The sequence below is a fragment of the Candidatus Flexifilum breve genome (assembly GCF_016713355.1).
Window position 1 is genome coordinate 38,058 of the sequence record NZ_JADJPI010000032.1, and the last position, 23,995, is coordinate 62,052.

The window sequence follows — 23,995 nt, forward strand, 5'->3', positions numbered from 1 at the left end:
GTTCAGCTCCGGTGGTGGCACACCCGGGCGATGAACGCATCCATCTGTTCGTAGTGTGAGCCGCGCCAGTACACCTTACCACAGGTCCCGCACAGCCGGAACTCGTCGTAGTATTGCAGCGTGGACGGCAGCACACGGTCGACGACCTCATCTTTGGGGACGACGCGCAGTTCGCCGTTGCAGCCCGTGCAGCGCTGCGCTTTGGCCAGCAGATCGTACAGGTCGAAGCGTTTGATCAGTTCTTCGAGCTGCTGCCAAGGATCGGTGGCGCGCACATAGTAACCCCGCCGCACAATGCTGCGCTTGAGCAAGCCCCGATCCCGCGTGAGCAGAATGCGCCCCTCTTCGCTGGAAATGCGCGCGAGTTCTTCGTCGCGGTAGTCTTCGGGGAAGAGCGTGTCGAAGCCGAGCATGCGCAGATAGGCCGCCAAGCGCCCGAGATGCACATCCGCGACAAAGCGAAAGTCGCCCTCAGCGTCCGGCTGCAAGTCGGAGGTCAGTTCCGGGTGCGCGAACGGCGGGTAGACGCTGATGCGGTCGCCCGTGTGCACGTTATAGGTGAAATCGACCGGATGATTGTTGACGAGAATCAGCGCCACCTCGGTGTGTGGCACGCCGAGCGCTTCGATCATGTCTTTGATGGCGGGCATGCCATCAAAGCGGTGCAGGAATTCAAGCTGACGGCGGGACGGGGCGAGAAAATCGTTCAGATGTGCGTAAAACCGCAGGTTAGCCTCAGGCATGGTCGTGCCAATATGTACAGTATGACGATGTAATACGGACACAGTAATCTAAAATCGCCGCGCTGTAAACTATTTGCTCAGAAATATGGGTTTTGGGCGTTGCTGTAGGCCGGGGGGCTATTTGAGAATTGGTAAACACCTCACCCCTAAATCCCCTCGCCCTTGGGAGAGGGGACTTAAGAGCACAGTCTGGCTCTCCCTCTCCTTTAGGAGTTGACGGAGGGACAGTTTTAACATTGGGAGCCATTAAGGCACCGGTTTGAGGGGAAACAGATTTCGTAGGGACGCGCAACGGCGCGTCCGTTTTGCCCACGATCTGGCGGACGCCCCGTTGGGCGTCCCTACAATCCTCTCGATTGTTAAAAGTGTCCTGTCCTCAACCTTTAGGAGAGGGGGCGGGGTGAGGTTTAGTGGTTTCGCTAATTGTGAAATACGCTCGTGCTTGGTCCTGGCGAATCGCGGTTGCTGGTGGGCTTACGATTCTTCCAGCGTGCCGCTGACCACAGCGGGTGAGGTCGGGCCGGGGCTGCCGCCTTCCGGCTCTTCGGTGACGCCCGCGCGATCATAGTCGCCAATGGAGCGCGGCGCGGTGAAGATCAGCGCGCCTTCGCCCTCTGCCGTGACGGTGAAGGTGCCGCCGCTGATGCGGCCATCTTCGTTGGCCAGCCACAACTGGTACACCTTGCCCGACTGCAATTCGGGGAAGTCGCGCGTGTAAATCAGCCCGGTGGTGGACTCTTTGTCCCACATGAGCATGGCGAAGCTGTTGGTGTTCTCGTTGGCGAGCTGCACCAGTTCCAGCGATTCGGCATTGCGCACGGAGAACGTTCCATCGCGGAGCTGCGCGAGCAGGGCGGTCGCATCCTGCATTTGCGTCGAGAGACTGTTAACGCGGCTGAGCCAGTACACATTCGTGATAACCAGCGCGATCAACGCGGCGGCGGCGATCAATGGGAACAGCAGTGAGCGCCGGATGACGCGCGTCTGTGGCGCGGTCGGCGCTGGGGTGGCGATTGAGCGCGGCGCAGGCCGGATCACAGTTGACGGCGCGGGAACAGGTTCGGCGCTGATGGCCTCACGCAGGCGCAGGCCGAGCGTGGACGGCGGCGCGATCTCCGGCACGTCCTCGCGCATGGCGGCTTGCATCTGGCGATATTCGGCCAACTGCTGCGCGGCTTCCGGGCAAGTGGGCAGCGCCGCTTCGACACGCCGCGCCGTCACTTCGTCGGTCAAGCCGAAAGCGTATTCGGGAATCAGTTCGAGGATGTCAGTGCAATTCGGTTGCTGCGCCATTTGTGCTGTGACCGTGCCAGTTCATTACTAGTATAAAACGCTTGCGCTGTCGTGTTCGGATGTCTATTTGAATATTTATACACAATTTAGATTCGGACTAGAGTCAAGATTTCAGACTTCACTGCTCAGCCACAATTCGCGCAAGCGCCTCAGCCCCGTGCGTAGGCGCGTTTTGACCGTGCCGAGCGGCATTTTGAGCGATTCGGCGATATCAGTGTGGCTCATGCCGTGAAAGAAGGCCAGGTCGATGAGATAGGCTTGCTCGGCGGGGAGCTGCGCGATCAGAATTTGCATGGTCGCGCCATCCTGCCACTGCGCGCCATCGGCCAGCATGAAGGTTTCGGCGTTGTCGTCGAGCGCGTCGGCGAGCACCGCGGGCTGCCGCCGCTCCTGCCGCAGGCGATCAATCGCCGTGAACTGGGCAATGGTCAGCAGCCAGCTCTTGAGGCGGCCTTTTTCGGAATCCCAGCGCGCTGTCTGATTCCAGACTTTGAGGAAGGTGTCTTGCGCGACCTCTTCTGCCAATACGGAATTGTTGACCACGCGATACGCTAGGCTGTAAACCGCTTTGCCGTAGGTTTCGTAGAGTTCCATGAGGGCTTGTTGATCGCGTGCGGCGATTCGCTGCATAAGCGCGATGTCGTCCGACTGCATAGGAATTACCTGCTCGTGAGCCGATGCACGCGATCAACTGTAACAGAGAACAAAGATTACTTCAACGTGAGGAACATGGCGCAGGTCAGCACGCCGCCGACCAAGCCGCCCGCGATCACCTGACTGAGTGTGTGCCGCTGCAGTTTGATGCGGGCCGCCCCGACCACGGGGATGAGCGGGCTGAGCACCAGCGCCGGGACGACGCCATACAGCGCGCCGGTCGTAATGACCGCGCCCGTGATGCTCATACTGTGCATGCTGATTTGCCACTTCAGCGTCACGGCCAGCATGACCGCGATCTGGATGAGGCTGAACAGGGCGAACAGGGGGAGCAGTGAGGGCGCGCCCAGCAGCTGCAAAGCTTGCCACGCGAGCGCCGTACCGACAATCGAAACGATGAACGGGCGGATCCGCTGTTCGCGCACCTGCATATGCACATCGGTGATTTTGCCGCGCCACACCATCCACGCGATGTAGACAGCGGGCAGGAGGCACACAAACACACCGTAGGTGACCGCCCAGAGAATCGCCTGCTGAGTGGTTTCGGCGGCGCGGAAGGCAATCGGGAAGGCCAGAAAGCCCCAGACGACCGGCGGACTCAAGATGTTTGAGATCAACCGCGCCCACGATTGATGTATCTGTCGCTTCAACTTGCTTTTCCTTCTCCATTGCTGTGTCGCGTTACCAGTGTAACATAAACTCGCGGGATCGCTGGTTAAGTTACGTTGAAAATTTGGCGAGTGTTCATAATTCACCTGCTTCCGGGCGCTATCGGTTGGTGGGTGCGGCTAATGAGAGGACAGTTCACGATGAATGATGCTTTATCCGGGCAGTTATGCGCCCGTTGGACGATTCCGGCGTATGCGCAGGACATGCTGTGGCTGACGGGGAATGACGGCACGGCGGCGCGCGTCGAAGGGGGCAAGGGGCTCTTCACGCTGGCCGCGCCCGCCGACGTGCTGACGCTGCGCTGGGGCGGTGAAGACGGTGCGCCGCTGACGCAGATCCGCTGGCAGGTCGATTCGCTGGAATGGGATGGCGCGGTGCGCTTGGGCGGCTTCATCGACGCGATGCACATCACGACAATTGCCCAACTGCCCGCGCCCATCGTTGTGCTGACCGTCGGCGGGCAGCCGCTCAAACCGGGTGTGCGGCCGTTCTCCGGCGCGGGCGAGCGGAAGCGGACGCCGTACCCTGTGCCCGCGTTTGGCGATGGCATCGACGACGAGGTCAGCGAAGGTGTGACGACGTGGATCGCGTTTGAAGACGACGCGGCGCTCACGCTGGCGCAGGATGCGCTGGTGAGCAAGCTGCGCGTGCATGTCTATGGGCGGCTGGCAGAGCAAAAAACGGGCCTGCACGAGCTCTTCGCACTGCCGATCACGCTGGAGGGCATGAGTTTGTTCGCACCTTAATAAGTCAGGGGATATAATAAGGGGAGGCTGATGCTGATGCATGGGCTGATCGCGTACCTTTCGCCTCCCCGTCTTGCTGGTACGAAGGATGATCCTCGATGAAGACGCTTCGTTCCCTGCTGTACTGTTCCCTCATCGTCGCGCTGCTGCTCGGCGCACCGCTCACCGCTCAAGACATTGTTTTGACCGAGTTTTATGCCCCCTTCAACGGCAACCTGAGCGCCTACTATCCGGCTGGCTTTGACCGCATTTTCTCGCACGGCGACATTCTGATCTCTAATGACCCGAGCGCGATGACGTGGTATGCCACTATCCCACTCAATGCGGGTGAAGTCGTCATCGTCCTGCGCGATCCAGTGCGGATTACCCGAGAACTGGGCACGGACATCGACGCAGTGGCGGACGCGCTCAGCGCGGCGACGCCCATGCAAGAACGCAGCGCGCTGACCGTGCACGGTCAACCGGCGGTGCGCTTGGTCGAATCGGATGAACAGGTGCATGTGGTGTTCGATCTCGGCGCGGGGCAGGTGACGTATGCGACGCTCGTCACGTTCGCGGGTGAACGGACGGACTTCGAGCCGCTGTTCTTCGCCATTCTCGAACAGGCGGCGTTTGTCGAACCCGAAGTTGAACCAGCGCCGGAACCGGAACCGACGAACGTCCGCATTGACCATCAACTGCGGTCGCCGTTTAACGCGCATTACGACGGCAGCGTGTCGATCCCGGTCAGCTTTGATTACCCCGCCGACTGGAATATTGACGAATTCTTATACGAAAAGAGCGTTTATCTCAGCAATGCGCCGTTTTCCGATGAGCAGATTGGCGCAGAGAATATGCTGGTGATGGTACAGGTTTTCCCACAGCCCATTGCCGATGTGCCGCATTTCCGCGACTTGATTCTGGCGCGCTACTGGGAGCACAACGGTTACTTTCAGGAAACCACGCTGTTCAGTCAGGCAGGCGTAACCGGGGTGTACGGCGTTCTCACTGGACCTGACGCGCGAGACTTCGAATTGAACTATTACCTGAACGCAGATCTCGTGTTTGAGAATGGCTTGGTGTATGTGGAAGCGTACGGCGGCTGGGCGCGCGACTACGACGAGGATGAAACGATCATCTTCGATCTCATCAAGTCGGTGCGTATTCTGGATTAAGATTCGTTGAATACTGCCGTCATGCTTGCAACTGAATCCTGCGCTATGATAAAATCGCAAGTGTTCGTCAATGTGTGAGGTAACACTTGGAAGACGGCAGTATTTCTTCAGTGCTGCTTTTAATCGCCTTGATCCTGTTTCACGGCGGTATGGAACTAACCTACGCGGTGTTAACTAATGTGCGCCGCAATGCCCTGCGTGAACGTGTCGAGTCCGGCGACCAGACTGCCAAGCGCATTCTGCGCCTGACCGAAAATGTCCCCCAGCTGTACATCACCGCTCAAGTTTTTTTGATGCTGGTCAAGTTTGCCATCGTCGCCATTGCGACGGTTGATGTGGCCGAGCCATTGCTCCGTGCGCAGGAAGCGGCGGGCAATCGGATCATCCCGGAATTGGGTTATCTGGCGGTCCTGTTCCCCATTGCGTTGCTGACCTACATCCTCGGCGACCTCGTCCCGTCGGCGCTCGGCAATGCCTACGCCGATCAGCTTGCGCCGCTGGTGGCGACGCCGCTGCGCCTGTTCACGCTGCTGTTGTCCCCACTGGTCAAGCTGTTCATGAGCCTGAGCGATACGATCTCGCGCATCACGGGCGGCGAAGAGATGGACAAGGCTGTCACCGAAGAAGAGATCATGACGCTCGTCGAAGATGGTCAGAAGGGCGGCGCCATTGAGGACGAAGAGCGCGAGATGATCTATTCCGTGCTCCAGTTTGGCGAGACGCTGGCGCGCGAAGTCATGGTGCCCCGCCTCGATCTGACCGCCGTCGAATGTAACACGCCGTTGAGCGAGGTCGTCAAAGTGCTGATGGAAACCGGACATTCCCGCATTCCGGTGTACGAAGAAGACATCGATAACATCAAAGGTCTGCTGTACGCCAAAGACCTGCTCAAGCTGTGGAATGATGGCACATCGGGGACCAAGAAGGCGCGCGAACTCATGCGCCACGCCTATTTCGTGCCAGAAACCAAGCGTGCTGATGTGCTCTTCAAAGAACTGCAGGACAAGAAAGTGCATCTTGCCGTGATCGTCGATGAGTACGGCGGCACGGCGGGCATCGTCACCATCGAAGACCTGATCGAAGAGATCGTCGGCGATATTCAGGATGAGTACGACCTCAACGAGGAAGCCGAATATACGGAAGTGGGCGAAAATGCCTACATCGTAGACGGCGGCATGAACCTCGGCGATCTGAACGAACTGCTCGACATCGACTTGCCGACCGACGAAAATGACTCGATTGGCGGGTATGTGTACAGCCAACTCGGGCATGTGCCGGATGTGGGGGAGACGATCACCACGCCAACGCTGCACATGCGCGTCGACGAAGTCGAAAATCGACGCATTCGCAAGGTATATATCGCCCGCGTAATTCCGCCTGCACCAGAAACCGATGATGCGCCGGAGGAAGCGCCGCGCACCCCGAAGAGTACTCCGGTCGTCACGCCGCAGGCCAAAACCGCCTCGTAGTCTGACCGGGTATGTTCAAAGTCTGTGGACTGACGGAGGCCGAAGACGCCTCCGTTTTGATTCCCATTCCGGCTAAAGCCCCATATGCCCCGCTCCACCTTAGTTCCACACAAAGGCGGAGGACTGAAAGATCAGCTTGACCCATACTGATCAACATGGAGCAGAGAAGTCTGTCTTAGTTGAGAGGTGGTAACACCATGTTCCGCAAGCGTAGTTTCATTTTGCTGATCGTGTTGGCTGGAATTATTTTGATCGGAGCGGTGAGCGTCTCCGCTGCTGACTACAGTTTCAGTGGCAACATTTTATCGGGCGCTCAGTACGATCTTTACACTGTGAATCTGATTGCCGGCGAACGCGTGGTTGCGACTCTGGTATGTGACGAACTCGCTCCCGGCGATCGCCCGCTTGACCCGGTGCTGTCCGCGTATTTCCCCGGCATTGACCCAAGCAATACTATCAATGCGAGTGCCTACAATGACGATGGCTTTGGGTTGGACGATGATCCGAATGGCGTCGATTGTAATGCATTCGACAGCTCGCGTCTTCAATTCACTGCGCCGGTGACGGGGGCCTACACTTTCCGCGCCGAAGGCTTTGGTTCTGCCACTGGTCCCTACAGCCTGGTCATTCGTACCGGGGTTGGCTTCTCGGATGGGCGAATCAATCCGCAGGACGATGCGCCGATTGTGCTTTACTGTGATGGCAGCGCGACCGTTTTCTACTCGGTGACGGGTGTCCCGCTGGGGACGGTTGAAAATGGCGGCAGCGCGACCTTTGGGTCGGCGACGGTTGGCCCGACGGCCGATGGTCGGATGTACGTGAACGCCGCGTTCTCCGATGGTAAGAGTTACTTGTTCGTGTGGAGCGGCTGCGCGCATGGTTCGTTTGAGGCCTACAACGTCAACGGCGGCGTGCCGACGCTGTATTCGTCTGGTTCATACTAACGAACCTGCATTGAGTGTGACGAGAGCAGTCTCACTACTGCTCTCGTTTTGATTCCGCTAGGGAGTGAGGGATGCAGACTTGGGCCAGCGCTGGAAATAAAAACCGGTGGTGACTGATGTCACCACCGGTTTTAGAAGCGGATTTAGGTCAAACCGAGGTACGTGCAGAATTCCGGCGGGGCGTCGACACCGCAGAGCGGGATGACCGGCTGGAGCGGACGCACCGAGCTGAAACGGAGCGTCTCCTGCACATCACCCACACCGGACGCCTGTCGGATCGTCGGGATGAGGATGGGGCAGTAGCCGAAGTTCTGCGGAATGCTGCGCAGGAAGGTGAGGTTGGCGAGATCTTCAGCCGTCAGCGGTGTGATCTCCGACCAGTCGCCGACGCGGTCTTCCGATGTGATCGGTTCGCCGAAGTTGAGCGGCGCGGTGACCGAGTAGCCGACGGGGACGGTGATGCGTTCCGTCACGTCGCCCGGCTCGGCAACGCCGTCGCTGTAGACATCCGGTTCAATGTACACGAGGCCGTAGATCACCTGGACGTTGATGAAGCCGGTCTCGCCACCGCCGGTGATGACCGCCGCGCCATCAATCGTGAAGTTCACGCCTTCCGCGCGGAACTGGCGGGCGTCGAAGTCGCAGTCCGACTGCACGAACAGCGTGGACGGTGTATCGACGCAGGCGTTTTCCTCAGCAGTCGCAAACACAAACGACTGCAGCGGGGAGAACGTGGCATCGGGCTCATCGGTGTCGGCGATTTCCACGCCACCGAAGAGGATATAGCGCAGGTTCGGTTCGGAAGCGTTCACATCAGGCAAGCGCAGTAAGCTCAAGCCCCACTGGTCATCTTCGCGGCTGTACGGCTGGGAAGTGATCGATTCAATCTCGTCAATTGCGAGTCGGTCGCCGAGCGTGAAGTCCTCAATCGGGGCGTTTTCGGCCTGGGTGGCGACGACGCTGTTATAGCCATAGCAGTATTCGCCCGCTTCGGTTCCGGCACAGGCGGTCGAAAAGCCGTTGAAGGCCTGCCGCTGGAAGGTCGGGCAGACGACGGAATCATCAGTTTGCCCTTGCAGTCCGGCCACTGAGAGCAGACTGAGTAAGCCCACGAACAACACCAGGTGTAGCATCCGCTTCATCATTGACTCCTACGTGTCATTAATATCTGGTTGTGCTCGGAGTCCAGATATACTTTCAAGGATAACATGGGGCAAGAAAACCCCGCAAACCAATTCCTTAAGAAATTTCAACGCGACTTTAGTCCTCAACGCCGCCGCGAACGCTGCTGGTGAGCCAGATGCATTGACATCCTTAGTCTGCATTCTATACTGATTCGTCGGAACGTGTCGATTTTCCCCGCGAGTTTTCCACAGGCCGCGACATAGTACATAAGTTCCAACGTATGCCGGTCGTTTGATGGGATGATCCGCGGGGACAAAAGTGCCAAAGGCCGCTTTATAACCGGGCTGAAAGGGGGAACAGTGCTGGGGTTTGGGTAACGTTAGAAACTGGTTTAACTTGGATCAATGAACAATAGAGGTCTCAATTATTATTTTGTTTATCTAAATAAGAAATTTATGTTGTTAGGGATTTTTGACGTTACCGTCTCTCGGATTTCTCCTATAATGAACGAAGTGGACAGCGCTAAGACCTCATCAAGCGCGAACTTACCATCTACTGACTTATGTCTTCTGCCACAGCCGAATGCAGCGTAGTGACAAGGTGAACTTCATGTGGCTCCGATTCCGTAATTATGCGATCGGAATTCTCCTGTTCCAATTTCTTATTGTCTTGTTAGGGTCGGTTCTGGCCATTAACATGACGTGGGCTGGCGAACGCGTGGCGAATGCGCTGAAAGCGCCCCCGCCCGCGAGCGCGGCTGAACTGCTCGTCTTCTGGTTAGAGGCGAATGAACCTCTGCCGCCCATCGAGACGGTCTCGCGGTACTATGATGCGGCGATCACCCAGCAGGTGGTGCTGGTGCAGGATGTGAGCGATAGCCAGTTTGAAGACACGCGAGCGGCGCTCGAAACGTATGGCATTCCGGTGCATCACATTGTGGATGTGCGTAACGTTTCGACGATCGCCCATGACCTGAACGCAATTTTCGCGGCGGCTCCGGTCGCTAATGCGGTTGTCGTCTCGGAATGGTTCCACGGGCGACGCAGTGTGTGTGCCGTGCAGGCGGCGGCTGCGGGCGGCGTCCCGGTCAGCTTCGTCGGCGCGCAGGCTGATTTCAGCGCGTCGAACTGGTGGGCGTCGGAAGCGGGCGCGGTCGGCATTGCGACTGAAATCGCGAAAACGGCTTACTCCACACTGATTTACGGCATGCCGTTTTCGGGCTGCTGGTCGGGCGATTTTCCGTTCACGTTGGTGACGGGCTATACGCTGGCCGCGTTCCTGCTGAGCGGCTTGCTCGTCGGCACACTGCGCTGGTTTACGATCCGGCGCAAACTGCTCGATGTGGCCAACGAGCGCAGCATGCACAAAATTCCGACGCCGCGCGGTGGTGGCATCGTGATCTCCCTACTCACGCTGATCATGCTGATCGTCGTGGCAATCTTCTTCTCCGATTTGAAGCCGCAGCTCCTGATCGTCTATATCGTCGCGGCGCTGGCGCTGACCTTCCTGAGCCTGTACGACGATTGGGTGAAGGCTGTGCCGATCAAGATCCGTCTGCTGCTGCATCTGGCGACCGCCGTGGCTGTGGTGATCAGCACCTTCCTCATCCAGCCAGCGGAAATCCGGCTGGAAGTTCCCGGTGTGATCACGCTGATGGTGACAGGAATCTTTGCGGCGGGTGCGCTGATATTGTGGATCACCGGTTTCACGAACATGTTCAACTTCATGGATGGCATCGACGGGATCGCCGGGCTGCATGTGGTGCTCGTCGGGGCGGGTTGGGCGCTCTTGTTCTTCCTCGAAGGCGAAAGCACCCTCACGCTGATCGGCGTGCTGATTGTCGCGACGAGTGCTGGTTTCCTCGTGCATAACACCGCGCCCGCGCGCATGTTCATGGGCGATTCGGGCAGCGTGTTCCTCGGTTTCACGCTGGCGGCGCTGCCCGTGCTCGGCTATGTCGGCACGAGCAATGCGGATATGTTCATCGTCGGCGTGATGTTTGTGCTGCCGTTCCTGTTCGACGCGACCTATACGATCATCAAGCGCTGGCGCAACGGCGAAAACGTGCTGCAAGCCCACCGCAAGCACCTGTATCAGCGTTTGGTGCTGCGCGGGCAATCGCATGGCGGGGTGACCGGGTTATACGGTTTCATGAGCGTGTTCTGTGTGGCGAGCGGCGTGCTGTACTATACGGGCAGTCCCATCACCCGCGGCATTGCGCTGATCGTGGTTATTCTGCTCATGGCGACGTACGCGCTCGGCGCGGAAACGATGCTGGCGGCCAAGCCTGTGGGTTACGCGAAGACTGTCGGCGCCGATATGCAGGTGGATTAGCGCGGTTCGATAAGATCAAGCAGTAAGGTGAAAGACGAGGCTGACCGCCTCGTCTTTTTATTGCCCGAGTTCCGCGACGGTGCGCCGCCAACCTTCTTCCAGCGTGATTTGGGGTGCGAAACCCAGTGCGCGCAGCCGAGCACCGCTGTAGGTCTCGCTCTGCGTGAGCTGTGCGATGCTCTCACGCGTCAACGGCGACCGCTTGCCGACGAGCCGGAAGACGACCTCCGCAGATCCCGCGCCCGTTTCGACCAGCGCGGCGGGCAGATGCACAGCAGGTCGACTCTTACCGCAGGCGGCGTAGATTGCATCAAGCACACTGTGCATGGGTACGGCATCATGCGCGACGAGGTTGACGGTCGCGCTGGCGGGCTGTGCCGCGACGAGCACGGCAGCGCGCGCCGCATATCATCCACATGGGTCAGGCTGCGTACGTTCTGCAGGCCGCCAACGGGCACAAACACCCCATGCTGAATCCCACGGACCAGAAAGCGCCACGACCCACGCAGGCGCGCGCTGTAGATGGGCGAGAGGCGCAGCACGCTCGTGTCGATGACCTTGTGCGCGGCGCGTTCGCCGTCGAGTTTGCTCTGCGCGTAATCGGTCTGCGGGTTGAGCGGGTGGTCCTCGGTGACGGGCTGCGCGCTGTGCGTTCCGTAAACTTTCACCGTGCTGAAGTAGATTAAGCGCTGGGCGCCTGCGCGGGCGGCTTCCTCCGCGACGATGCGGGTCGCGGCGACATTGACGCGCTGGTAGTCGGCGCGCAGTTCGGGCGGCGGGTTGGTCACATGCAGCAGCGCGGCGAGGTGATACACCTGCTGGACGCCCGTCAGCGCCGTGCGTACGGCGTCGCGATCACTGATGTCGCCGCTGTGAAATTCCACGTCGGGCGGGAACAATGGATCGAGCGGACGCTGGCGGCTGAGCACGCGCACACGCTGCCCCTGCCGCCGCAGTTCGGCGACGAGCGCCGGGCCGACCGCCCCGGTCGCCCCCGTGACGAGGACGAGCGCCGACTCGGTCATCGGTGCTAGCTCTCCGTGAGCTGGCGCATGAGTGCGTGATACCGGGCGCTGACCGCTGATCGCGAATAGTGCTCCTCGATGTAACGCCGACCATTCATGCCGTAGGCTTGGAACTGCTCCTGATTCGCGTAGGCCTGAAGCACGGCCATTTCCAACGCATCGGCGGCATCGGGCGGTGTCCAGAGACCACAGCTCGCCGTCTCGACCAGCGCGACCAGCTCCGAGTCATGATCAACCGACACGAGGGCTGGCCGTCCGCTCGCCATAATCGTGTAGATCTTGGAGGGAATCGTGGTTCTGGCCGTCCCGGCCATGAGCGGCACGAGATGTAGATCCCCGGTCGCATAGATATTGGGGACGACCTGCCGCCGCTGGTAAGGCAGCATTGTGACATTGGTAGCGCCGAGCTCGCGGATGACCTCTTCCACGTAAGCCCGGCGCGCGCCGTCACCGACGATCAGAAAGTGGATGTGCGGGTGAGAAGCTAATCGGCGCATGACCTCGACGATCATGTCGAAACTCTGGGTCATGCCAATATTGCCCGCATACAGGACGACAAATTTGTCCACCAGCTTCAGCTCGCGCGCGAGAGGATTATCTTTGGCTTCCGGGCGGATGAAGTCTGTGTCGACGAAGTTAGGGATGGTCACGACTTTTTCGGGGGCGATCTCCTCGGCGACGATATGCGCCTTAAACATATCAGAGATAGGGACAATGATATTGGCGCGGCGGTAGACAAATCGTTCCAGCCATTTGAGAACTTGGTACAAGCGGGTGTCTTCCGTAATCATCCCCATTTGTACCATGAGCGCCGGATAAATCTCCTGGACGTTGTAGACGAACTGGGCACCTTTTAGTCGGGCAAGCATCCATCCCAGCACGCCGATGGTCAGGGGCGGTGAAGGCGCGAGCACGATATCCTGACGACCGATGAGCAGCAGACCGAGAAGCAGACTCAGCGTGTGGAACCACAGGTAGTCGCTGAACCGTCCGCTAACGCGCTCGCCTTTCCGGCGCATACGCGTATGGATGACGCGCATCCCATGATATTGGCTCGTGTAATAGAGTCCAAACCAATGTCGTTCCAGCGGCTGGCGCCCTTCCGCATCGAGATCGCGGTTGTAGTGGGGCTGAGTCGTCAGAACGACGATCTCATGCCCCGCTGTGCGTAAATCCTGCGCCAACTCGGAGAGCAGTTGGGAAGTCGAGACGCCATCCGGCGCGAAGACGAGCGTGTGAAGGAGGATGCGCGCCATGAGGCTTACGTACCCGCCTCTTCCGGTTTGGTGCAGAAGTAATTGCCGAGCACGAGAACATCCATCTTGGTGCGCAGGTAGCAGTCGACCGCTTCATCCGGGTTGCAGATGATCGGCTCGTTTTCGTTGAAGCTGGTGTTGATGAGCACGGGCGTCCCCGTACGTTCGCCAAACGTCTTGACCAGATCGTAGTACAGCGGATTCTCGTCGCGCGACACCGACTGCAGACGCCCGGTATCGTCGACATGGCGCACGGCGGTCAGGCGTTCGCGCCATTCCGGGCGAATCTTGTAGACATGCAGCATGAACGGGGACGGGTGGTGATACTCGAAGAGTTCGCTCTGCCGTTCCGCCAGCACGACGGGCGCGAACGGGCGGAACCATTCGCGGCGCTTGATGCGCGCGTTGAGGATGTCCTTCATATCGCTGCGACCGGGATGCGCGAGGATCGAGCGGTTGCCGAGCGCGCGCGGCCCCCATTCCATACGCCCCTGAAACCAGCCAATGATGTTGCCCTGTTCGATCTGGTCGCTGGTCGCGGTCAGCAGATCGGCGCGCGAAAGTTCGCGGTACTGCACACCGCCTTTGTCGAGCGCGGTGCGCATCTCGGTGGGGCTGTATTCCGGGCCGAGGTAAGCATCCTGCATCACGAAGCGTTCTTTTTCGTGCAGCACGGACTGGCTGACGTAGAGCGCTGCGCCGAGCGACAAGCCCTCATCACCCGCGGCGGGTTGAATGCAGGTTTCGCGGAAGGGCGTCTGATCAAACATTTTGCCGTTGGCCACGCTGTTGAGCACGACGCCGCCCGCCATGACGATCTTATCGGTCGGCACCTGTTTGTAGAGCACGTTGAGCAGGTGCATGTACACGTCTTCAAAGCGTGCTTGCAGGCTGAAGGCCAAATCCATGTCGCGCTTGGTGATCTCTGTGTACGGTTCGCGCGGTTTGCCGAACAGCTCGACCATGTGATCGGCGTAGTGCTGGAGGATGATCATCTCGCCCTTGTCGTTCATCTCCACGCCCTGATTCGAGCCGAACGGCATGAAGTACTTCGGATTGAGCTCGAAGGCATCCTCTGTCAGCGTGATCATGTCCTTGAAGATGTCGGTATAGGTCGGCTCGCCGTAGGGCGCGAGGCCCATCACCTTACCTTCGTCGCCGTACTTGCCATAGCCGATGAACTGGCAGATCATGGTATAGAGGGAGCCGAGCGACTGCGGCACATACACGCGCTGCTTGATCTTGATCTCCTGCCCGGTGCATTCGGTCAGCATGCACGTGACGAAATCGCCGGAGCCGTCGATGCTGAACCCGGCGGCGTGTTCCCACGGGGAGATGTAGTAGGCGCTGGCAATGTGCGCGAGGTGATGTTCGACGTTGACCTGTTCGAAGCGCAGATCGGCGGGGTTCGCGCCGCATTCGGTGACGAGGAGCGTTTTCAGGTCGTCAAGCGCTTCGCGGGCGGCACGGATCTTCAGCAGGTTGAGCAGCTTGGTCGGGTTGCGCAGGACAAACTCAACTTTTTGGCGGTGTTGGTGCTGGGGTCGCGCCCGATCGCGACATAATCGATGTCCTTGAAGGTCACGCCGCCAATCTCCATGACCTTGAGGATGCTCAAGGTGGGGAAGCCCGCGTAGTACTTGATGCGATTGAGCCGTTCTTCGGCGATAGCGGCGACCGGTTTCCCGTTGATGACGAGCGCGGCGGAGGAACCCGCGTGGTGGGTGTTAACGCCCAGAATTACTGCCATTGATTTTCACCGTCTTATGAGCAGAATGGATGAGCGGAAGGTCGCATGACTGACCATCCGATTTGCAGGTATTATAACGTTCTTCCGGGCTGCGACTTGATCAAGGTACTTTGAGCCTATGCTAATTCAGAAAGTGTACGCCAGTTTTAAGCGGCTGCTTCCCACCGCACTATCGAAACCACTCCGAGCCTTGATGACGGCGCTGCTGACCCCGGCGTATTTTAGCTGGCTCACCGGGCACTGGCAAAGCGCCTTGCGCGGCAAGCCGCTTAACCGGGCGGGCGCGCCGATACCGTGGTATACCTACCCGGCGATTCAGTTGGTCGAAAACAAAGATTACCGCGGACGAACGGTGGCCGAATTCGGCGCGGGTAATTCGACGCTGTGGTGGGCGCAGCAGGCGGCGCAGGTGGTCGCGTTTGAGGAAGACGAGCAGTGGTTTAACTACCTGAAGTCACGGGTGCCGGCTAACGTCGAACTACACCATCTGCCTGTGGATCTCACGGGCATCGACACCAAACTCGGCGACCGTCGCTTTGATGTGGTGATCGTTGATGGGCTGGATCGCTTTAAAGCGGTTGTGGTGGCGCGGCGCATCCTCAAGCCGGGCGGTCTCATCATTGTGGATAACGCCGAAGGCTACTGGGGCGCGGAAGGGACTTATCCGATCATGGATTTCATGCGCGCGGAAGGCTTCCAGCGGCTCGACCTCTACGGTTTCGCGCCGGGGTGCTGCTGCCGCACTGTACCTCAATCTTCTGGAAAGATGCGACGTTCGTATTTGCCGGGCAGGAAAATCCAAAAAACTACGTGCGCGCCGCCAGCTAAGGATCCGTCGTGACGACAGCGGTTTTGCCGATCTCCGTGGTCTTTCTGACCTATAACGACGAACAGCTCATCGAAGACGGCTTGAAAAGCGTCGCCGACTGGGCGAGCGAAATCATCGTCGTCGCTTCGGGCAGCACCGACGGCACGCTCGACATTGTGCGCCGCTACACCGCGCACATCGCGGTGCATCCCTTCGAGAATTACGCCGCGCAGCGCAACTGGGCGCAGGCAAATATTCCGCTTGCCAATGAGTGGGTCTTTCACATCGACTCCGACGAACGTGTGACGCCCGAGCTGTATGCGTCGCTGCGGCAGTTGTTCACCGCGACGCAGCTCGACGATATCGACGGCATTCTGTTCCCGCGGCGCACCGTTTTTATGGGGCGCTGGATGCGGCATGGCGGACATTATCCGGTCTATCACCTGAGGTTGTACCGCAAAAGCCGCGGTCAGTGTGAGGAACGCCTGTACGACCAGCACTACACGGTTCCCGGCGCGGTGATCAAGGCGCATGGTGATCTGATCGACGTGATCAGCACCAGCCTCGACGCGTGGATGCAGCGCCATGTGCGTTGGGCCGGGCTGGAGGTGCAGCAGCAGTTGCGCGCGGAGGTCGTCGCCACGCAGGTCGAGGGTAAGCTCACCGGGACGCCCATTGAGCGGCGGCGCTGGCTCAAGCGCTTTGTGTTCGGGCGCGTGCCGTTGTTCACGCGGGTGTTCGCTTATTTCTTCTATCGCTACATTCTGCGTCTCGGTTTCCTTGATGGCACGGAAGGGCTCATCTTCCACTTTTTGCAGGGCTGCTGGTTCCGCTTTTACATCGACGCCAAGTTGTGGGAAGCGCGACAGGCGCAGAAGCAGGCGCCGTGATGTCCAAACGCGCGCTGCTCGTCATCACCGGGGCATTCGCTTACAGCGGCGGGATCGCGGCGTCGACGCGCCTCGCCATCCGCGCGCTGCTCGACTCCGGTTACGAATTGGACATCTTCGCCTTCAATGAGACACCCGACGCCGCCAACAAGTATGCGGCGCTGCCGGGGGTGCGCTATCACGCGGGGAACAACGCCAAGCTCGGCTTTGCGCTGATGGTGTGGTGGGCAGGTCTGACGCGGCGCTACGCCTTCGCTTTCAGTGATCACATTAACGTGGCGTCGATCCTCGCGCCGTTGGCGTGGCTGCGGCTGGTTCGGTATATCGTGCGCGTGCATTTGATCGAGGCGGTCGCGCCCAACCCCGATGCGCAGGGGCGCCTTGGTTTGCGGGCCGCGTGGCGTATTCATGCGTCCGAATTTGCTCGCGCCGAAGTGCGCAAAGCTTTTCCCGATCTTCAGATCGAGGTGGTGCCGCTCGCGCTGGACCCGGATACGCACTTCGACCTGCCTGCGTTGCCCCCCACTCAGATGAAGCTGCAGGCCGTTGCTGGTCAGGAACGCGCACTGGGGGAGCGCGTGGTGCTGCTGGTGGGACGCATGGCAGCGGGCGAGCAATACAAGGGGCAGGATGTGCTCATCCGCCCCTACCGCTGATCCTCGAACGCTGCCCCGATGTGCAGCTTGTGCTGGCGGGGCACGGCGACGACTATCCGCGCTTGTTGGCGCTGGCACACTCGCTGCCCGCTGCTGTACAGGAGCGCGTCTTTATGCCGGGTTATGTCAGCGCGGACCAGCTCGAAACGCTCTACCGGACATGCGCGGTGTTCGCCATGCCGAGCCGTGGCGAAGGCTTCGGCGTGGTCTATCTGGAGGCGATGCGCTGGGCGAAATCGTGCGTCGCCAGCCGTGCCGACGCCGCGCAGTTCATTGTTGAGCACGAGCAGACGGGACTGCTGGTGGATGATCCGCAAGACGAACGGGAAGTTGCCGCGGCGTTGCTGCGTCTGCTGACCGATCCGGCGCTGGCACAGGCGTACGGTCAAGCGGGCTATGAACGGGCGCGCCGCCTATACAGCTTCGACCAGTTCCGCGCACGCTTCATCGAGGCTTTGACCTGAGCATGGCCAAACCCACGATCCTCATCCTGATCGGGCACTATCTGCCGGGGACGCTGACCGGTGGCCCGGTGCGCTCGGTTGCCAATCTGGTTGACTGGTTAGGCGATGAATTCGACTTTCGCATCCTGACCGCCGATCGCGATCAAGGCGACAGCGCGCCGTACCCGCAGGTGCGCGCGGGCGAATGGTATTCGGTTGGCAAGGCGCACGTGCGCTACTTGACACCCTGCCGAACGTCAGTTGTTCGCACTGGGTGCGGTGCTGCGCGCGACGCCGCATGACGTGCTGATCGTTGAGTCGGTGCTGGCGCGCACGTCAATCTTTGCGCTGCTGCTGCGCCGCCTAGGGCGGCTCCGCCGCGCGCCGATCCTCATCACGCCGCGCGGGCATCTCGGTCAAGGTGCGTTACAGCAAAAATCCGCGAAGAAAACGCTGTTTTTGCGCGCGGTGCGGCTGCTCGGCTTGTATCGCGGTTTGGAGTGGTGTGCGACCAGCGATGGCGAACGCGCCGAGATCGTGGAGCAGTTTGGTCAAGGCGAAGCGCCGCGCATCCACGTGATTCCTAACTTGCCCGCGCGCGCGGTATCCACCGGAAGCGTCACACGCCCCCCAAAACGCGCCGGGGCGCTGCGACTGGTCTTTCTGTCGCGTATCTCGCGTAAAAAGAACCTGCACTTCGCGCTGGAAGCGCTGCGCGGCCTCACAGGCGAAGTCGAGTTTGACGTGTACGGCTCACTCGAAGATGTGGCGTACTGGGCGGAGTGTCAGGCTATCAGCGGCAGCCTCCCGGCGCATATCCGTGTGTGCTATCAAGGGGTCGCGCCGTTTGACGGTGCTGTCGAGGTGTTGGCGGGGTATCACCTGTTCTATTTACCCACGCTGAGCGAAAACTTCGGGCATGCGATCTGGGAGGCGTTGGTGGCAGATTGCCCCGTGCTCATCAGTGACCAGACGCCGTGGACCGACATCAACGCGTACGGGGCGGGTTGGGCGCTGCCGCTCGACTCGCTCGCGGGTTTTACGCAGGCGCTCCAGCAGGTGATCGACCTGGACGCCGCCGCCTATGCCGCGCTGGGCGCCCAGGTCAGCCGCTACCGGGCGCACTATCAAGCGCGGGGGAACCCGGCGGACGCGCTCCGTGGGCTGCTCCACGAACTCAGCCGATCAACGCCTTAAACCGCTCGATAACGGGCGTGAGCTGACGAGCGTAGTTGAATTCTTCTTGAAACGCGCGCCGACTACCTGCGGCCAGCGCTGCCGCGCGCTGTTCATCGCCCAAAATCTGATTAACCCCCGCGGCAATGGCCGCTGGATCGTCGTAGGACACGATCAGCCCATTGTCGTATGCGTCGACCAACGCGCGGTTGCCCTCGCTCTCGCTGAGCAGCAGCGGCAGTCCAACCGCGATGTATTCCATGATCTTATTTGAGGCCGTGGTGATGAAACGGTTGTTGACATGGATCGGTTCGGACAGTCCATGCCCGAGATCCGCGCCGCTTGCATATTCGAGCACCTGCGTATAACTGACCGCCGGAAGAATCACAAAGCGATCCGCCACGCCCACTTCGACCGCCAATTGCTCTAACCAGTGGCGATCCTCATCGGGGCATGGACCCATGACAACGAAGCCCCAGCGCGGGTTAGCCCACAGCGGAAGCGAGCGGATTGTGCTGTCAAGCGCGTGACCGCGTCCCACCCGACCGGGGCGAAAGACAACTTTGTCGAAGTGATAACCGCGTTCAGCCAACGCCGCCGCCAATCGATCGCTGGGTTGAAGCGGAGCGTGCAGTGCCGCGTTGGCGACAATCACGGGTGGGGTGGGTAGGTTCAACTCGCGTGCCATCAGGTCGGCGCGGGCTTGATCCGGCACGATGACGAGAGCGGCTGTGCGCGCAAACAGTCGTTCAAACGCCTTGATGAGGCGCGTGCTCAACGTGTGGGCATCACTGTTTTCCAGATAGTCATGGCTGTGATAGGCTAGCCGTGGGCGGGACAACCACGTCGCGATGCGCGCGGGCACCAACGCATGCATGTTGTAGGCGATGAGCCAGTCGGCGGTGCGATCAGTGTGCCGCAGCGTTTGTCCGCAAAAGGCGAGATACTTCAGAAACGAATTGCTCACCCGCGGCCCGAGGCGCACAACCTGCGTACTCGACGGATAGTTGATCGGCGGCTGCGGCCAGATCGCCGACGTGAAGTCGAGACAAAGCAGCAACTGCCTGACATGCTGCTGGTGGAACACCTCCGCCGCGTTGATCATGGGCGGGTAGTAATCCGGGTTGCCGTAAATCATCGATTGCAAGTACACTGCGCACTCCGCCCTAGGGATTCCGCCAGACGCGCGGCGACAGCGGCGGCGTTTTTTTGCGTTCGCGAATGGTGATGGTGGTGCGAATGACCATGTTGACGATCACCGCGCTGAGGATGCCAGCCACCGCCGCCCCGACCACCGTGAAAATGTCATCTTGGACGAGGATCAGCCCGAAGATCGGCAGCATCCAGACTGCGAATTTCAGGTTGTCTCCCCGTTTCAGTGCTCCCGCGGCGGCGTAATCCAGCGTCGCCATGACGATGCCCAGCGCGAGAAAGCCGATCACCACACCGATCGTTTTGTAATTCGCGTACAGCTCGACGACCGGGCTTAAGCCCACCGAAGTCGAACCCAAGATGGGGATGCCCGTATAGTACTGGAACAGCACCGAACCGCCGACGATGATCGGCTTTTCTGGCCACAAGAGCCGCGGAATGAGCATCAGCATAGCATTTTCAATCGTTCGCCCGTTACCCATGGGAACAATACCATCGTCGATGCGTTGAATCACTTTTCCGAGTGGGTAATTGAAACCGAGGCGACCGTCAATCCACGTAAGCTGGCTCGGATCATTCGGGTCGAACCACCGAAAATTGAAGTTCAGCGTGTTATACACGTCTTCCAGGGGGCTTTGCGTGTATTCGCCGGCCCACACAATCGCCCGGACGGTGCCGCGTGACTGGAAATAGACGGCGATGATGCTCAGGACCAGATAACCGATGACGATGGAGGGTATGATCAGCATCCACACACGGCGCACCCGCAGCGCGATGAAGAGCAAAACGACGATGGTCGGCACAAGACCGAAGCCGAGAAACCCGTCGCGCACGACGGTGAGGACTGGCCACAGCAAGAGGATGCCGGCGAGGATCGGCAAAGCGCGGACGGGCTTCTGGCCGTGCAGGATTTCCCACAGCCAGATCATCGAACCGACATGCCACAAACGCGTCACCGAGCTGGTGAAAGCCTGTGCCGTCGGAATGCCGCGCAGCAGGATGCCCAGGAAAAAATAACTGCCGATGCCGATGGCCGTGTAAAGATAGGCGAGCTTATCCTGCGCGTTGAAGGGAATACGTTGAGCGGGCACGGTCTGTGTTTGAAATTTGCGGTTGAAGCGGCGTAAAGCCGGGTACACGATCACTGCGCCCGCTGCAAAACACACCAGCGCAATAGTAGCTTCGGTGAAACCGAGCAAGATAATCTCGGGCTCAAAGCGCGGCGTATAGTTGGGATAGATGTAGGTGATTGCTTGGAGCAGGTGAATCATCGCCAGAAAGATGACGAACGCGAGAATGCCGCCTACGTTTTGTTCCCGGCGCTTCCAGCTCAATACGGCCATCGCGCCGATGACCAGCAGCCAAATCGCAATCAAAATGGGGAAACTTAACTGCATAAGGTCGCTCTAGCCTTCACTCACTTTGTCCAAACGGGATACAACCGTGCGCTGTACTGCATATTGTGCGGCAAATAGCGCATCTTGTCTGTATGAGAAATCACGACGCCGTTCATGCCAGATCCGACAGGATGGCGCGCAGACGATCCGTGTACGTGTGACCTCCGCCGGTGATGCGCTCCATTGCGCGCCGCCTATGATCTGCGCGGGCGGCGGGCTGGTCGATCAGCTTGCGAGTTTGCACGATCAGGCTGTCGGTTGAGTCGAAATAGGGCACGGTGTCGCCCAGTAGATCGCGATGCTCGGCGGTGTCTTCGGCGAGCAGGCATGCGCCCAGCGCCGGGGCTTCAAACGTGCGCATCACGTGACCGTCACGGTTGGCGCGGCGTACCAGACACAGCGTGACGCGCGCCCCGGCTACGGCCCACCGCAGGGTTTGCGCGTCCGCTATGCCGCGATACGCGGCGCGCGTATTGACCGAACGATCCCAGTAGCCACCGTACAAATGTACCTGAAAACCCGCGCGGATTAACGCCTCAATTGCCGGAAGGCGATCCGCATCGGCGCCGCCATAGAACAGCACATCACACTGGTACTGGGCGGCGACCGCCGGGGGCGGTGCTTCGACGTAATGCACAGCCGGATTGTAGGCAAAGGGTAGATAGGAGGCCGAACAGCCCGCCTGCGCTAAATCGGCAAGGTTGCTGGTGCGCGGCGAATAAATGTGCGCGTAGTGCGGGAGCGCCGCGAAGAACCACGGCGTATGATGCTGGCGATTCCACGGGTCATCGGTCAGGTAGTTGACGCAGCGTATGCCCTGCGCTCGCAGCGCGTCGAGAGCCGCCGCGCTGGGCGGAATGAGTCCCCGTCACGATCACCACCTGCGGCTGGTATTTGGCACGCGCCGCAGCACCTGATCCGCTGAACGTGTCGAGGTGAGTCGGGCGAGGACCGCGCAACCGCCAGTTGATCTGCGCGAGCCAGCGGGGCGCCGCATAGGCGCTGGTCACGTCCAGCAGATCGGCTTCCGCGCCCAGTGACTGTGCCGCGCTCAATAAGTGTGCGCCGACGTGCACCGCCGCGCCGAGGCCGATGATCAGCACCCGCGTCATGGGGCGGTGACCTCCGCGTAGGCTTGGGCGAGGCCGCGCGCGGCTGCTTCGACGGAATACTGTGCCACGAGGGCGCGGCAGCGGTCGGCGGTGCCGGGTTGATCGAGCAGACGGAACGCGCGGCGCAGCGCGTCGGCGAGACTGTCTACGGCATCAGCGGCGAAGACTTCGCCTGTGACACCCGGCTGAATCAAGTCGGGCGCACAGCCGACGCGATCCGAAACGACACACGGCACGCCGTGATACAGCGCCTCGTTGACCACCAAGCCCCACGTTTCGCCGCTGCTGCTCGCGGAAGTACGAGCAAATCGGCGGCGTGGTAGTACGGGCTGAGTCCACTTTGATTTTTGAAGCCGACGAAGCGGGCATCGATGCGCGGTTCAGCGTGGACGGCGGCTTCGAGCGTCGGGCGCAGTTCACCGTCGCCCAAAAAAGCAGCGTAACCCGCGCGCTCGGCAGTTGGTAACTGGCGGGGCGGCGATCAGTTTAATCGGCGCTTTTGCGCGGCGCAGTTGCCCGAAAAACAGCAGCACAATCTGATCGTCCGGCAGATTGAATTCAGATCGGATGGCGGGCGCGCCGCTGGCGGGCGCAAACACGCTCGTATCCACGCAGTACGGCGCGAAGATCAGGCGCTGTTCGGGATAGCCGAGGCGGCGGTAGTGCGCCCGCGACTCCGCGCCGATGGTCAAGATGCGCGCAAACTGGCGGTAGAAACCGCGCAAAAACGTGTCACGAACCACTTGTTTCCCAGAGGATCGCGCGGAATTGCGGTCGGCGGCTTCGGCGCGCAGCAGCAGCGGCACGCCCGTGCGCCGCGCCGCCCAAAACCCGTCGAGATGAAGCGCGGCTGGTAGCCGAGGAGAAGGCGGCGCGAAAGTCGAGCTGTTTGAGCAGCGGCGCGAGCCCCGCCGCTGTGACTGTCGCGTAGGACTGTGGCCCGCTCGTAGCAACCCGGGAGAGGAAATGGGAGGTATAGCCGCTCAGTAGATCGGTATCCCACGCGAAGCTGGCGCCGAATTCGCCGTCACGGTAGCCGCTGATGCTGAAGTCGGATGCGTAGATCACCGTCGTCGGCACGCCGAACTGCTGCTGCACCGTGCGGTACACGGGCGCTTGATACTGAATCGGATGGGTGGAAATCACCAGCAGCGTCATCGGTTACCGTCCGGCCAGCGGGGCATACAGGGTAGTCATCT

General features: G+C 60.1%; 29 protein-coding genes. 11 read left to right on the forward strand and 18 right to left on the reverse strand.

The window, feature by feature from the left end; all coding sequences use genetic code 11:
• Nucleotides 1–2: 2 nt before the first annotated feature.
• The 4 genes from IPK17_RS22575 to IPK17_RS22590 all read right to left on the reverse strand — a co-directional run bounded on the left by IPK17_RS22575 (nt 3) and on the right by IPK17_RS22590 (nt 3,340).
• The gene (locus IPK17_RS22575; RefSeq protein ID WP_343419953.1) at nt 3–743 is read right to left on the reverse strand and encodes a Mut7-C RNAse domain-containing protein; all 741 of its coding nucleotides are present in this window, start codon (nt 741–743) and stop codon (nt 3–5) included.
• Nucleotides 744–1,217: 474 nt separating this feature from the next.
• Nucleotides 1,218–2,036 (reverse strand): anti-sigma factor, encoded by an 819-nt coding sequence (locus IPK17_RS22580; protein ID WP_343419954.1) that lies wholly within the window; start codon nt 2,034–2,036, stop codon nt 1,218–1,220.
• Nucleotides 2,037–2,147: 111 nt separating this feature from the next.
• A complete protein-coding gene (locus IPK17_RS22585; protein ID WP_343419955.1) occupies nt 2,148–2,690 on the reverse strand; it encodes an RNA polymerase sigma factor in 543 nt (180 codons plus the stop codon).
• 56 nt (nt 2,691–2,746) lie between these two features.
• Nucleotides 2,747–3,340, reverse strand: a complete 594-nt coding sequence (locus tag IPK17_RS22590; RefSeq protein ID WP_343419956.1) for a phosphatase PAP2 family protein — start codon at nt 3,338–3,340, stop codon at nt 2,747–2,749.
• Nucleotides 3,341–3,499: 159 nt separating this feature from the next.
• On the opposite strand from IPK17_RS22590, the gene IPK17_RS22595 reads away from it, so the two are divergent.
• The 4 genes from IPK17_RS22595 to IPK17_RS22610 all read left to right on the forward strand — a co-directional run bounded on the left by IPK17_RS22595 (nt 3,500) and on the right by IPK17_RS22610 (nt 7,672).
• Nucleotides 3,500–4,105: a hypothetical protein gene (locus tag IPK17_RS22595; protein ID WP_343419957.1), complete on the forward strand. Its 606-nt coding sequence runs from the start codon at nt 3,500–3,502 to the stop codon at nt 4,103–4,105.
• 98 nt (nt 4,106–4,203) lie between these two features.
• Nucleotides 4,204–5,259 carry a hypothetical protein gene (locus IPK17_RS22600; RefSeq protein ID WP_343419958.1) on the forward strand — a complete coding sequence of 352 codons (1,056 nt, stop codon included), beginning with the start codon at nt 4,204–4,206 and terminating at the stop codon, nt 5,257–5,259.
• Nucleotides 5,260–5,345: 86 nt separating this feature from the next.
• The gene (locus IPK17_RS22605) at nt 5,346–6,728 is read left to right on the forward strand and encodes a hemolysin family protein (protein WP_343419959.1); all 1,383 of its coding nucleotides are present in this window, start codon (nt 5,346–5,348) and stop codon (nt 6,726–6,728) included.
• Between the two features lie 197 nt (nt 6,729–6,925).
• The gene (locus IPK17_RS22610) at nt 6,926–7,672 is read left to right on the forward strand and encodes a hypothetical protein (protein ID WP_343419960.1); all 747 of its coding nucleotides are present in this window, start codon (nt 6,926–6,928) and stop codon (nt 7,670–7,672) included.
• Between the two features lie 143 nt (nt 7,673–7,815).
• On the opposite strand, the gene IPK17_RS22615 is transcribed toward IPK17_RS22610, so the two are convergent.
• Complete coding sequence (locus tag IPK17_RS22615) at nt 7,816–8,817, reverse strand: hypothetical protein (RefSeq protein ID WP_343419961.1); 1,002 nt, start codon at nt 8,815–8,817, stop codon at nt 7,816–7,818.
• A 589-nt stretch (nt 8,818–9,406) separates the two neighbouring features.
• Between IPK17_RS22615 and IPK17_RS22620 the strand changes: the two genes are divergently transcribed.
• Nucleotides 9,407–11,131: an MraY family glycosyltransferase gene (locus IPK17_RS22620; RefSeq protein WP_343419962.1), complete on the forward strand. Its 1,725-nt coding sequence runs from the start codon at nt 9,407–9,409 to the stop codon at nt 11,129–11,131.
• 57 nt (nt 11,132–11,188) lie between these two features.
• Here the strand turns inward: IPK17_RS22620 and IPK17_RS22625 are convergent, their stop codons facing one another.
• Genes IPK17_RS22625 through IPK17_RS22645 form a run of 5 tightly spaced genes read right to left on the reverse strand, consistent with a single transcriptional unit; the run spans nt 11,189 to nt 15,162 of the window.
• Nucleotides 11,189–11,323, reverse strand: coding sequence for a hypothetical protein (locus IPK17_RS22625; RefSeq protein ID WP_343419963.1), 135 nt, complete (start codon nt 11,321–11,323; stop codon nt 11,189–11,191).
• Complete coding sequence (locus IPK17_RS22630) at nt 11,320–12,156, reverse strand: NAD-dependent epimerase/dehydratase family protein (RefSeq protein WP_343419964.1); 837 nt, start codon at nt 12,154–12,156, stop codon at nt 11,320–11,322. Before IPK17_RS22630 ends, IPK17_RS22625 begins: the two co-directional genes overlap by 4 nt.
• Nucleotides 12,157–12,161: 5 nt before the next feature.
• The gene (locus tag IPK17_RS22635; RefSeq protein WP_343419965.1) at nt 12,162–13,412 is read right to left on the reverse strand and encodes a glycosyltransferase family 4 protein; all 1,251 of its coding nucleotides are present in this window, start codon (nt 13,410–13,412) and stop codon (nt 12,162–12,164) included.
• A 5-nt stretch (nt 13,413–13,417) separates the two neighbouring features.
• Nucleotides 13,418–14,920 (reverse strand): carbamoyltransferase family protein, encoded by a 1,503-nt coding sequence (locus IPK17_RS22640; RefSeq protein WP_343419981.1) that lies wholly within the window; start codon nt 14,918–14,920, stop codon nt 13,418–13,420.
• Nucleotides 14,887–15,162, reverse strand: a complete 276-nt coding sequence (locus tag IPK17_RS22645) for a carbamoyltransferase N-terminal domain-containing protein (protein WP_343419966.1) — start codon at nt 15,160–15,162, stop codon at nt 14,887–14,889. The genes IPK17_RS22640 and IPK17_RS22645 overlap by 34 nt, the downstream gene beginning before the upstream one ends.
• A gap of 118 nt (nt 15,163–15,280) precedes the next feature.
• Here IPK17_RS22645 and IPK17_RS22650 point away from each other — a divergent pair, with 118 nt between their 5' ends.
• The 6 genes from IPK17_RS22650 to IPK17_RS22675 are packed head-to-tail and all read left to right on the forward strand — an operon-like array spanning nt 15,281 to nt 19,156.
• Nucleotides 15,281–16,003 carry a class I SAM-dependent methyltransferase gene (locus IPK17_RS22650; RefSeq protein WP_343419967.1) on the forward strand — a complete coding sequence of 241 codons (723 nt, stop codon included), beginning with the start codon at nt 15,281–15,283 and terminating at the stop codon, nt 16,001–16,003.
• The gene (locus IPK17_RS22655; RefSeq protein ID WP_343419968.1) at nt 16,000–16,860 is read left to right on the forward strand and encodes a glycosyltransferase family 2 protein; all 861 of its coding nucleotides are present in this window, start codon (nt 16,000–16,002) and stop codon (nt 16,858–16,860) included. The genes IPK17_RS22650 and IPK17_RS22655 overlap by 4 nt, the downstream gene beginning before the upstream one ends.
• Complete coding sequence (locus tag IPK17_RS22660) at nt 16,860–17,516, forward strand: glycosyltransferase family protein (RefSeq protein WP_343419969.1); 657 nt, start codon at nt 16,860–16,862, stop codon at nt 17,514–17,516. The genes IPK17_RS22655 and IPK17_RS22660 overlap by 1 nt, the downstream gene beginning before the upstream one ends.
• Entirely contained in the window at nt 17,516–17,980 is a 465-nt protein-coding gene (locus IPK17_RS22665; RefSeq protein ID WP_343419982.1) for a glycosyltransferase family 4 protein, read from the forward strand. The genes IPK17_RS22660 and IPK17_RS22665 overlap by 1 nt, the downstream gene beginning before the upstream one ends.
• A 2-nt stretch (nt 17,981–17,982) precedes the next feature.
• Complete coding sequence (locus tag IPK17_RS22670) at nt 17,983–18,261, forward strand: hypothetical protein (RefSeq protein WP_343419970.1); 279 nt, start codon at nt 17,983–17,985, stop codon at nt 18,259–18,261.
• Nucleotides 18,221–19,156, forward strand: a complete 936-nt coding sequence (locus tag IPK17_RS22675; protein ID WP_343419971.1) for a glycosyltransferase — start codon at nt 18,221–18,223, stop codon at nt 19,154–19,156. Before IPK17_RS22670 ends, IPK17_RS22675 begins: the two co-directional genes overlap by 41 nt.
• On the opposite strand, the gene IPK17_RS22680 is transcribed toward IPK17_RS22675, so the two are convergent.
• The 8 genes from IPK17_RS22680 to IPK17_RS22715 form a co-directional block, all read right to left on the reverse strand.
• Nucleotides 19,137–20,288, reverse strand: a complete 1,152-nt coding sequence (locus tag IPK17_RS22680) for a glycosyltransferase family 4 protein (protein ID WP_343419972.1) — start codon at nt 20,286–20,288, stop codon at nt 19,137–19,139. The genes IPK17_RS22675 and IPK17_RS22680 overlap by 20 nt on opposite strands.
• A 13-nt stretch (nt 20,289–20,301) precedes the next feature.
• The gene (locus tag IPK17_RS22685) at nt 20,302–21,684 is read right to left on the reverse strand and encodes a DUF8712 domain-containing protein (protein ID WP_343419973.1); all 1,383 of its coding nucleotides are present in this window, start codon (nt 21,682–21,684) and stop codon (nt 20,302–20,304) included.
• A gap of 112 nt (nt 21,685–21,796) precedes the next feature.
• Nucleotides 21,797–22,321, reverse strand: a complete 525-nt coding sequence (locus tag IPK17_RS22690; RefSeq protein WP_343419974.1) for a glycosyltransferase family protein — start codon at nt 22,319–22,321, stop codon at nt 21,797–21,799.
• Between the two features lie 148 nt (nt 22,322–22,469).
• The gene (locus IPK17_RS22695) at nt 22,470–22,796 is read right to left on the reverse strand and encodes a hypothetical protein (protein WP_343419975.1); all 327 of its coding nucleotides are present in this window, start codon (nt 22,794–22,796) and stop codon (nt 22,470–22,472) included.
• The gene (locus tag IPK17_RS22700) at nt 22,793–23,059 is read right to left on the reverse strand and encodes a glycosyltransferase (protein ID WP_343419976.1); all 267 of its coding nucleotides are present in this window, start codon (nt 23,057–23,059) and stop codon (nt 22,793–22,795) included. The genes IPK17_RS22695 and IPK17_RS22700 overlap by 4 nt, the downstream gene beginning before the upstream one ends.
• Nucleotides 22,987–23,226: a hypothetical protein gene (locus IPK17_RS22705; RefSeq protein ID WP_343419977.1), complete on the reverse strand. Its 240-nt coding sequence runs from the start codon at nt 23,224–23,226 to the stop codon at nt 22,987–22,989. The genes IPK17_RS22700 and IPK17_RS22705 overlap by 73 nt, the downstream gene beginning before the upstream one ends.
• Nucleotides 23,213–23,539, reverse strand: a complete 327-nt coding sequence (locus tag IPK17_RS22710) for a hypothetical protein (RefSeq protein WP_343419978.1) — start codon at nt 23,537–23,539, stop codon at nt 23,213–23,215. The genes IPK17_RS22705 and IPK17_RS22710 overlap by 14 nt, the downstream gene beginning before the upstream one ends.
• The gene (locus IPK17_RS22715; protein WP_343419979.1) at nt 23,529–23,954 is read right to left on the reverse strand and encodes a hypothetical protein; all 426 of its coding nucleotides are present in this window, start codon (nt 23,952–23,954) and stop codon (nt 23,529–23,531) included. Before IPK17_RS22715 ends, IPK17_RS22710 begins: the two co-directional genes overlap by 11 nt.
• Nucleotides 23,955–23,995: the final 41 nt, after the last annotated feature.

Bases quoted from the DNA above. Each gene is read 5' to 3' on its own strand.
- IPK17_RS22580 (WP_343419954.1), bottom strand. From the start codon at position 2,036: ATGGCGCAGCAACCGAATTGCACTGACATCCTCGAACTGATTCCCGAA.
- IPK17_RS22615 (WP_343419961.1), bottom strand. From the start codon at position 8,817: ATGATGAAGCGGATGCTACACCTGGTGTTGTTCGTGGGCTTACTCAGT.
- IPK17_RS22585 (WP_343419955.1), bottom strand. From the start codon at position 2,690: ATGCAGTCGGACGACATCGCGCTTATGCAGCGAATCGCCGCACGCGAT.
- IPK17_RS22600 (WP_343419958.1), top strand. From the start codon at position 4,204: ATGAAGACGCTTCGTTCCCTGCTGTACTGTTCCCTCATCGTCGCGCTG.
- IPK17_RS22610 (WP_343419960.1), top strand. From the start codon at position 6,926: ATGTTCCGCAAGCGTAGTTTCATTTTGCTGATCGTGTTGGCTGGAATT.
- IPK17_RS22650 (WP_343419967.1), top strand. From the start codon at position 15,281: ATGCTAATTCAGAAAGTGTACGCCAGTTTTAAGCGGCTGCTTCCCACC.
- IPK17_RS22620 (WP_343419962.1), top strand. From the start codon at position 9,407: ATGTGGCTCCGATTCCGTAATTATGCGATCGGAATTCTCCTGTTCCAA.
- IPK17_RS22715 (WP_343419979.1), bottom strand. From the start codon at position 23,954: ATGACGCTGCTGGTGATTTCCACCCATCCGATTCAGTATCAAGCGCCC.
- IPK17_RS22595 (WP_343419957.1), top strand. From the start codon at position 3,500: ATGAATGATGCTTTATCCGGGCAGTTATGCGCCCGTTGGACGATTCCG.
- IPK17_RS22630 (WP_343419964.1), bottom strand. From the start codon at position 12,156: ATGACCGAGTCGGCGCTCGTCCTCGTCACGGGGGCGACCGGGGCGGTC.
- IPK17_RS22670 (WP_343419970.1), top strand. From the start codon at position 17,983: ATGGCCAAACCCACGATCCTCATCCTGATCGGGCACTATCTGCCGGGG.
- IPK17_RS22575 (WP_343419953.1), bottom strand. From the start codon at position 743: ATGCCTGAGGCTAACCTGCGGTTTTACGCACATCTGAACGATTTTCTC.
- IPK17_RS22645 (WP_343419966.1), bottom strand. From the start codon at position 15,162: ATGGCAGTAATTCTGGGCGTTAACACCCACCACGCGGGTTCCTCCGCC.
- IPK17_RS22660 (WP_343419969.1), top strand. From the start codon at position 16,860: ATGTCCAAACGCGCGCTGCTCGTCATCACCGGGGCATTCGCTTACAGC.
- IPK17_RS22695 (WP_343419975.1), bottom strand. From the start codon at position 22,796: ATGACGCGGGTGCTGATCATCGGCCTCGGCGCGGCGGTGCACGTCGGC.
- IPK17_RS22635 (WP_343419965.1), bottom strand. From the start codon at position 13,412: ATGGCGCGCATCCTCCTTCACACGCTCGTCTTCGCGCCGGATGGCGTC.
- IPK17_RS22685 (WP_343419973.1), bottom strand. From the start codon at position 21,684: ATGCAGTTAAGTTTCCCCATTTTGATTGCGATTTGGCTGCTGGTCATC.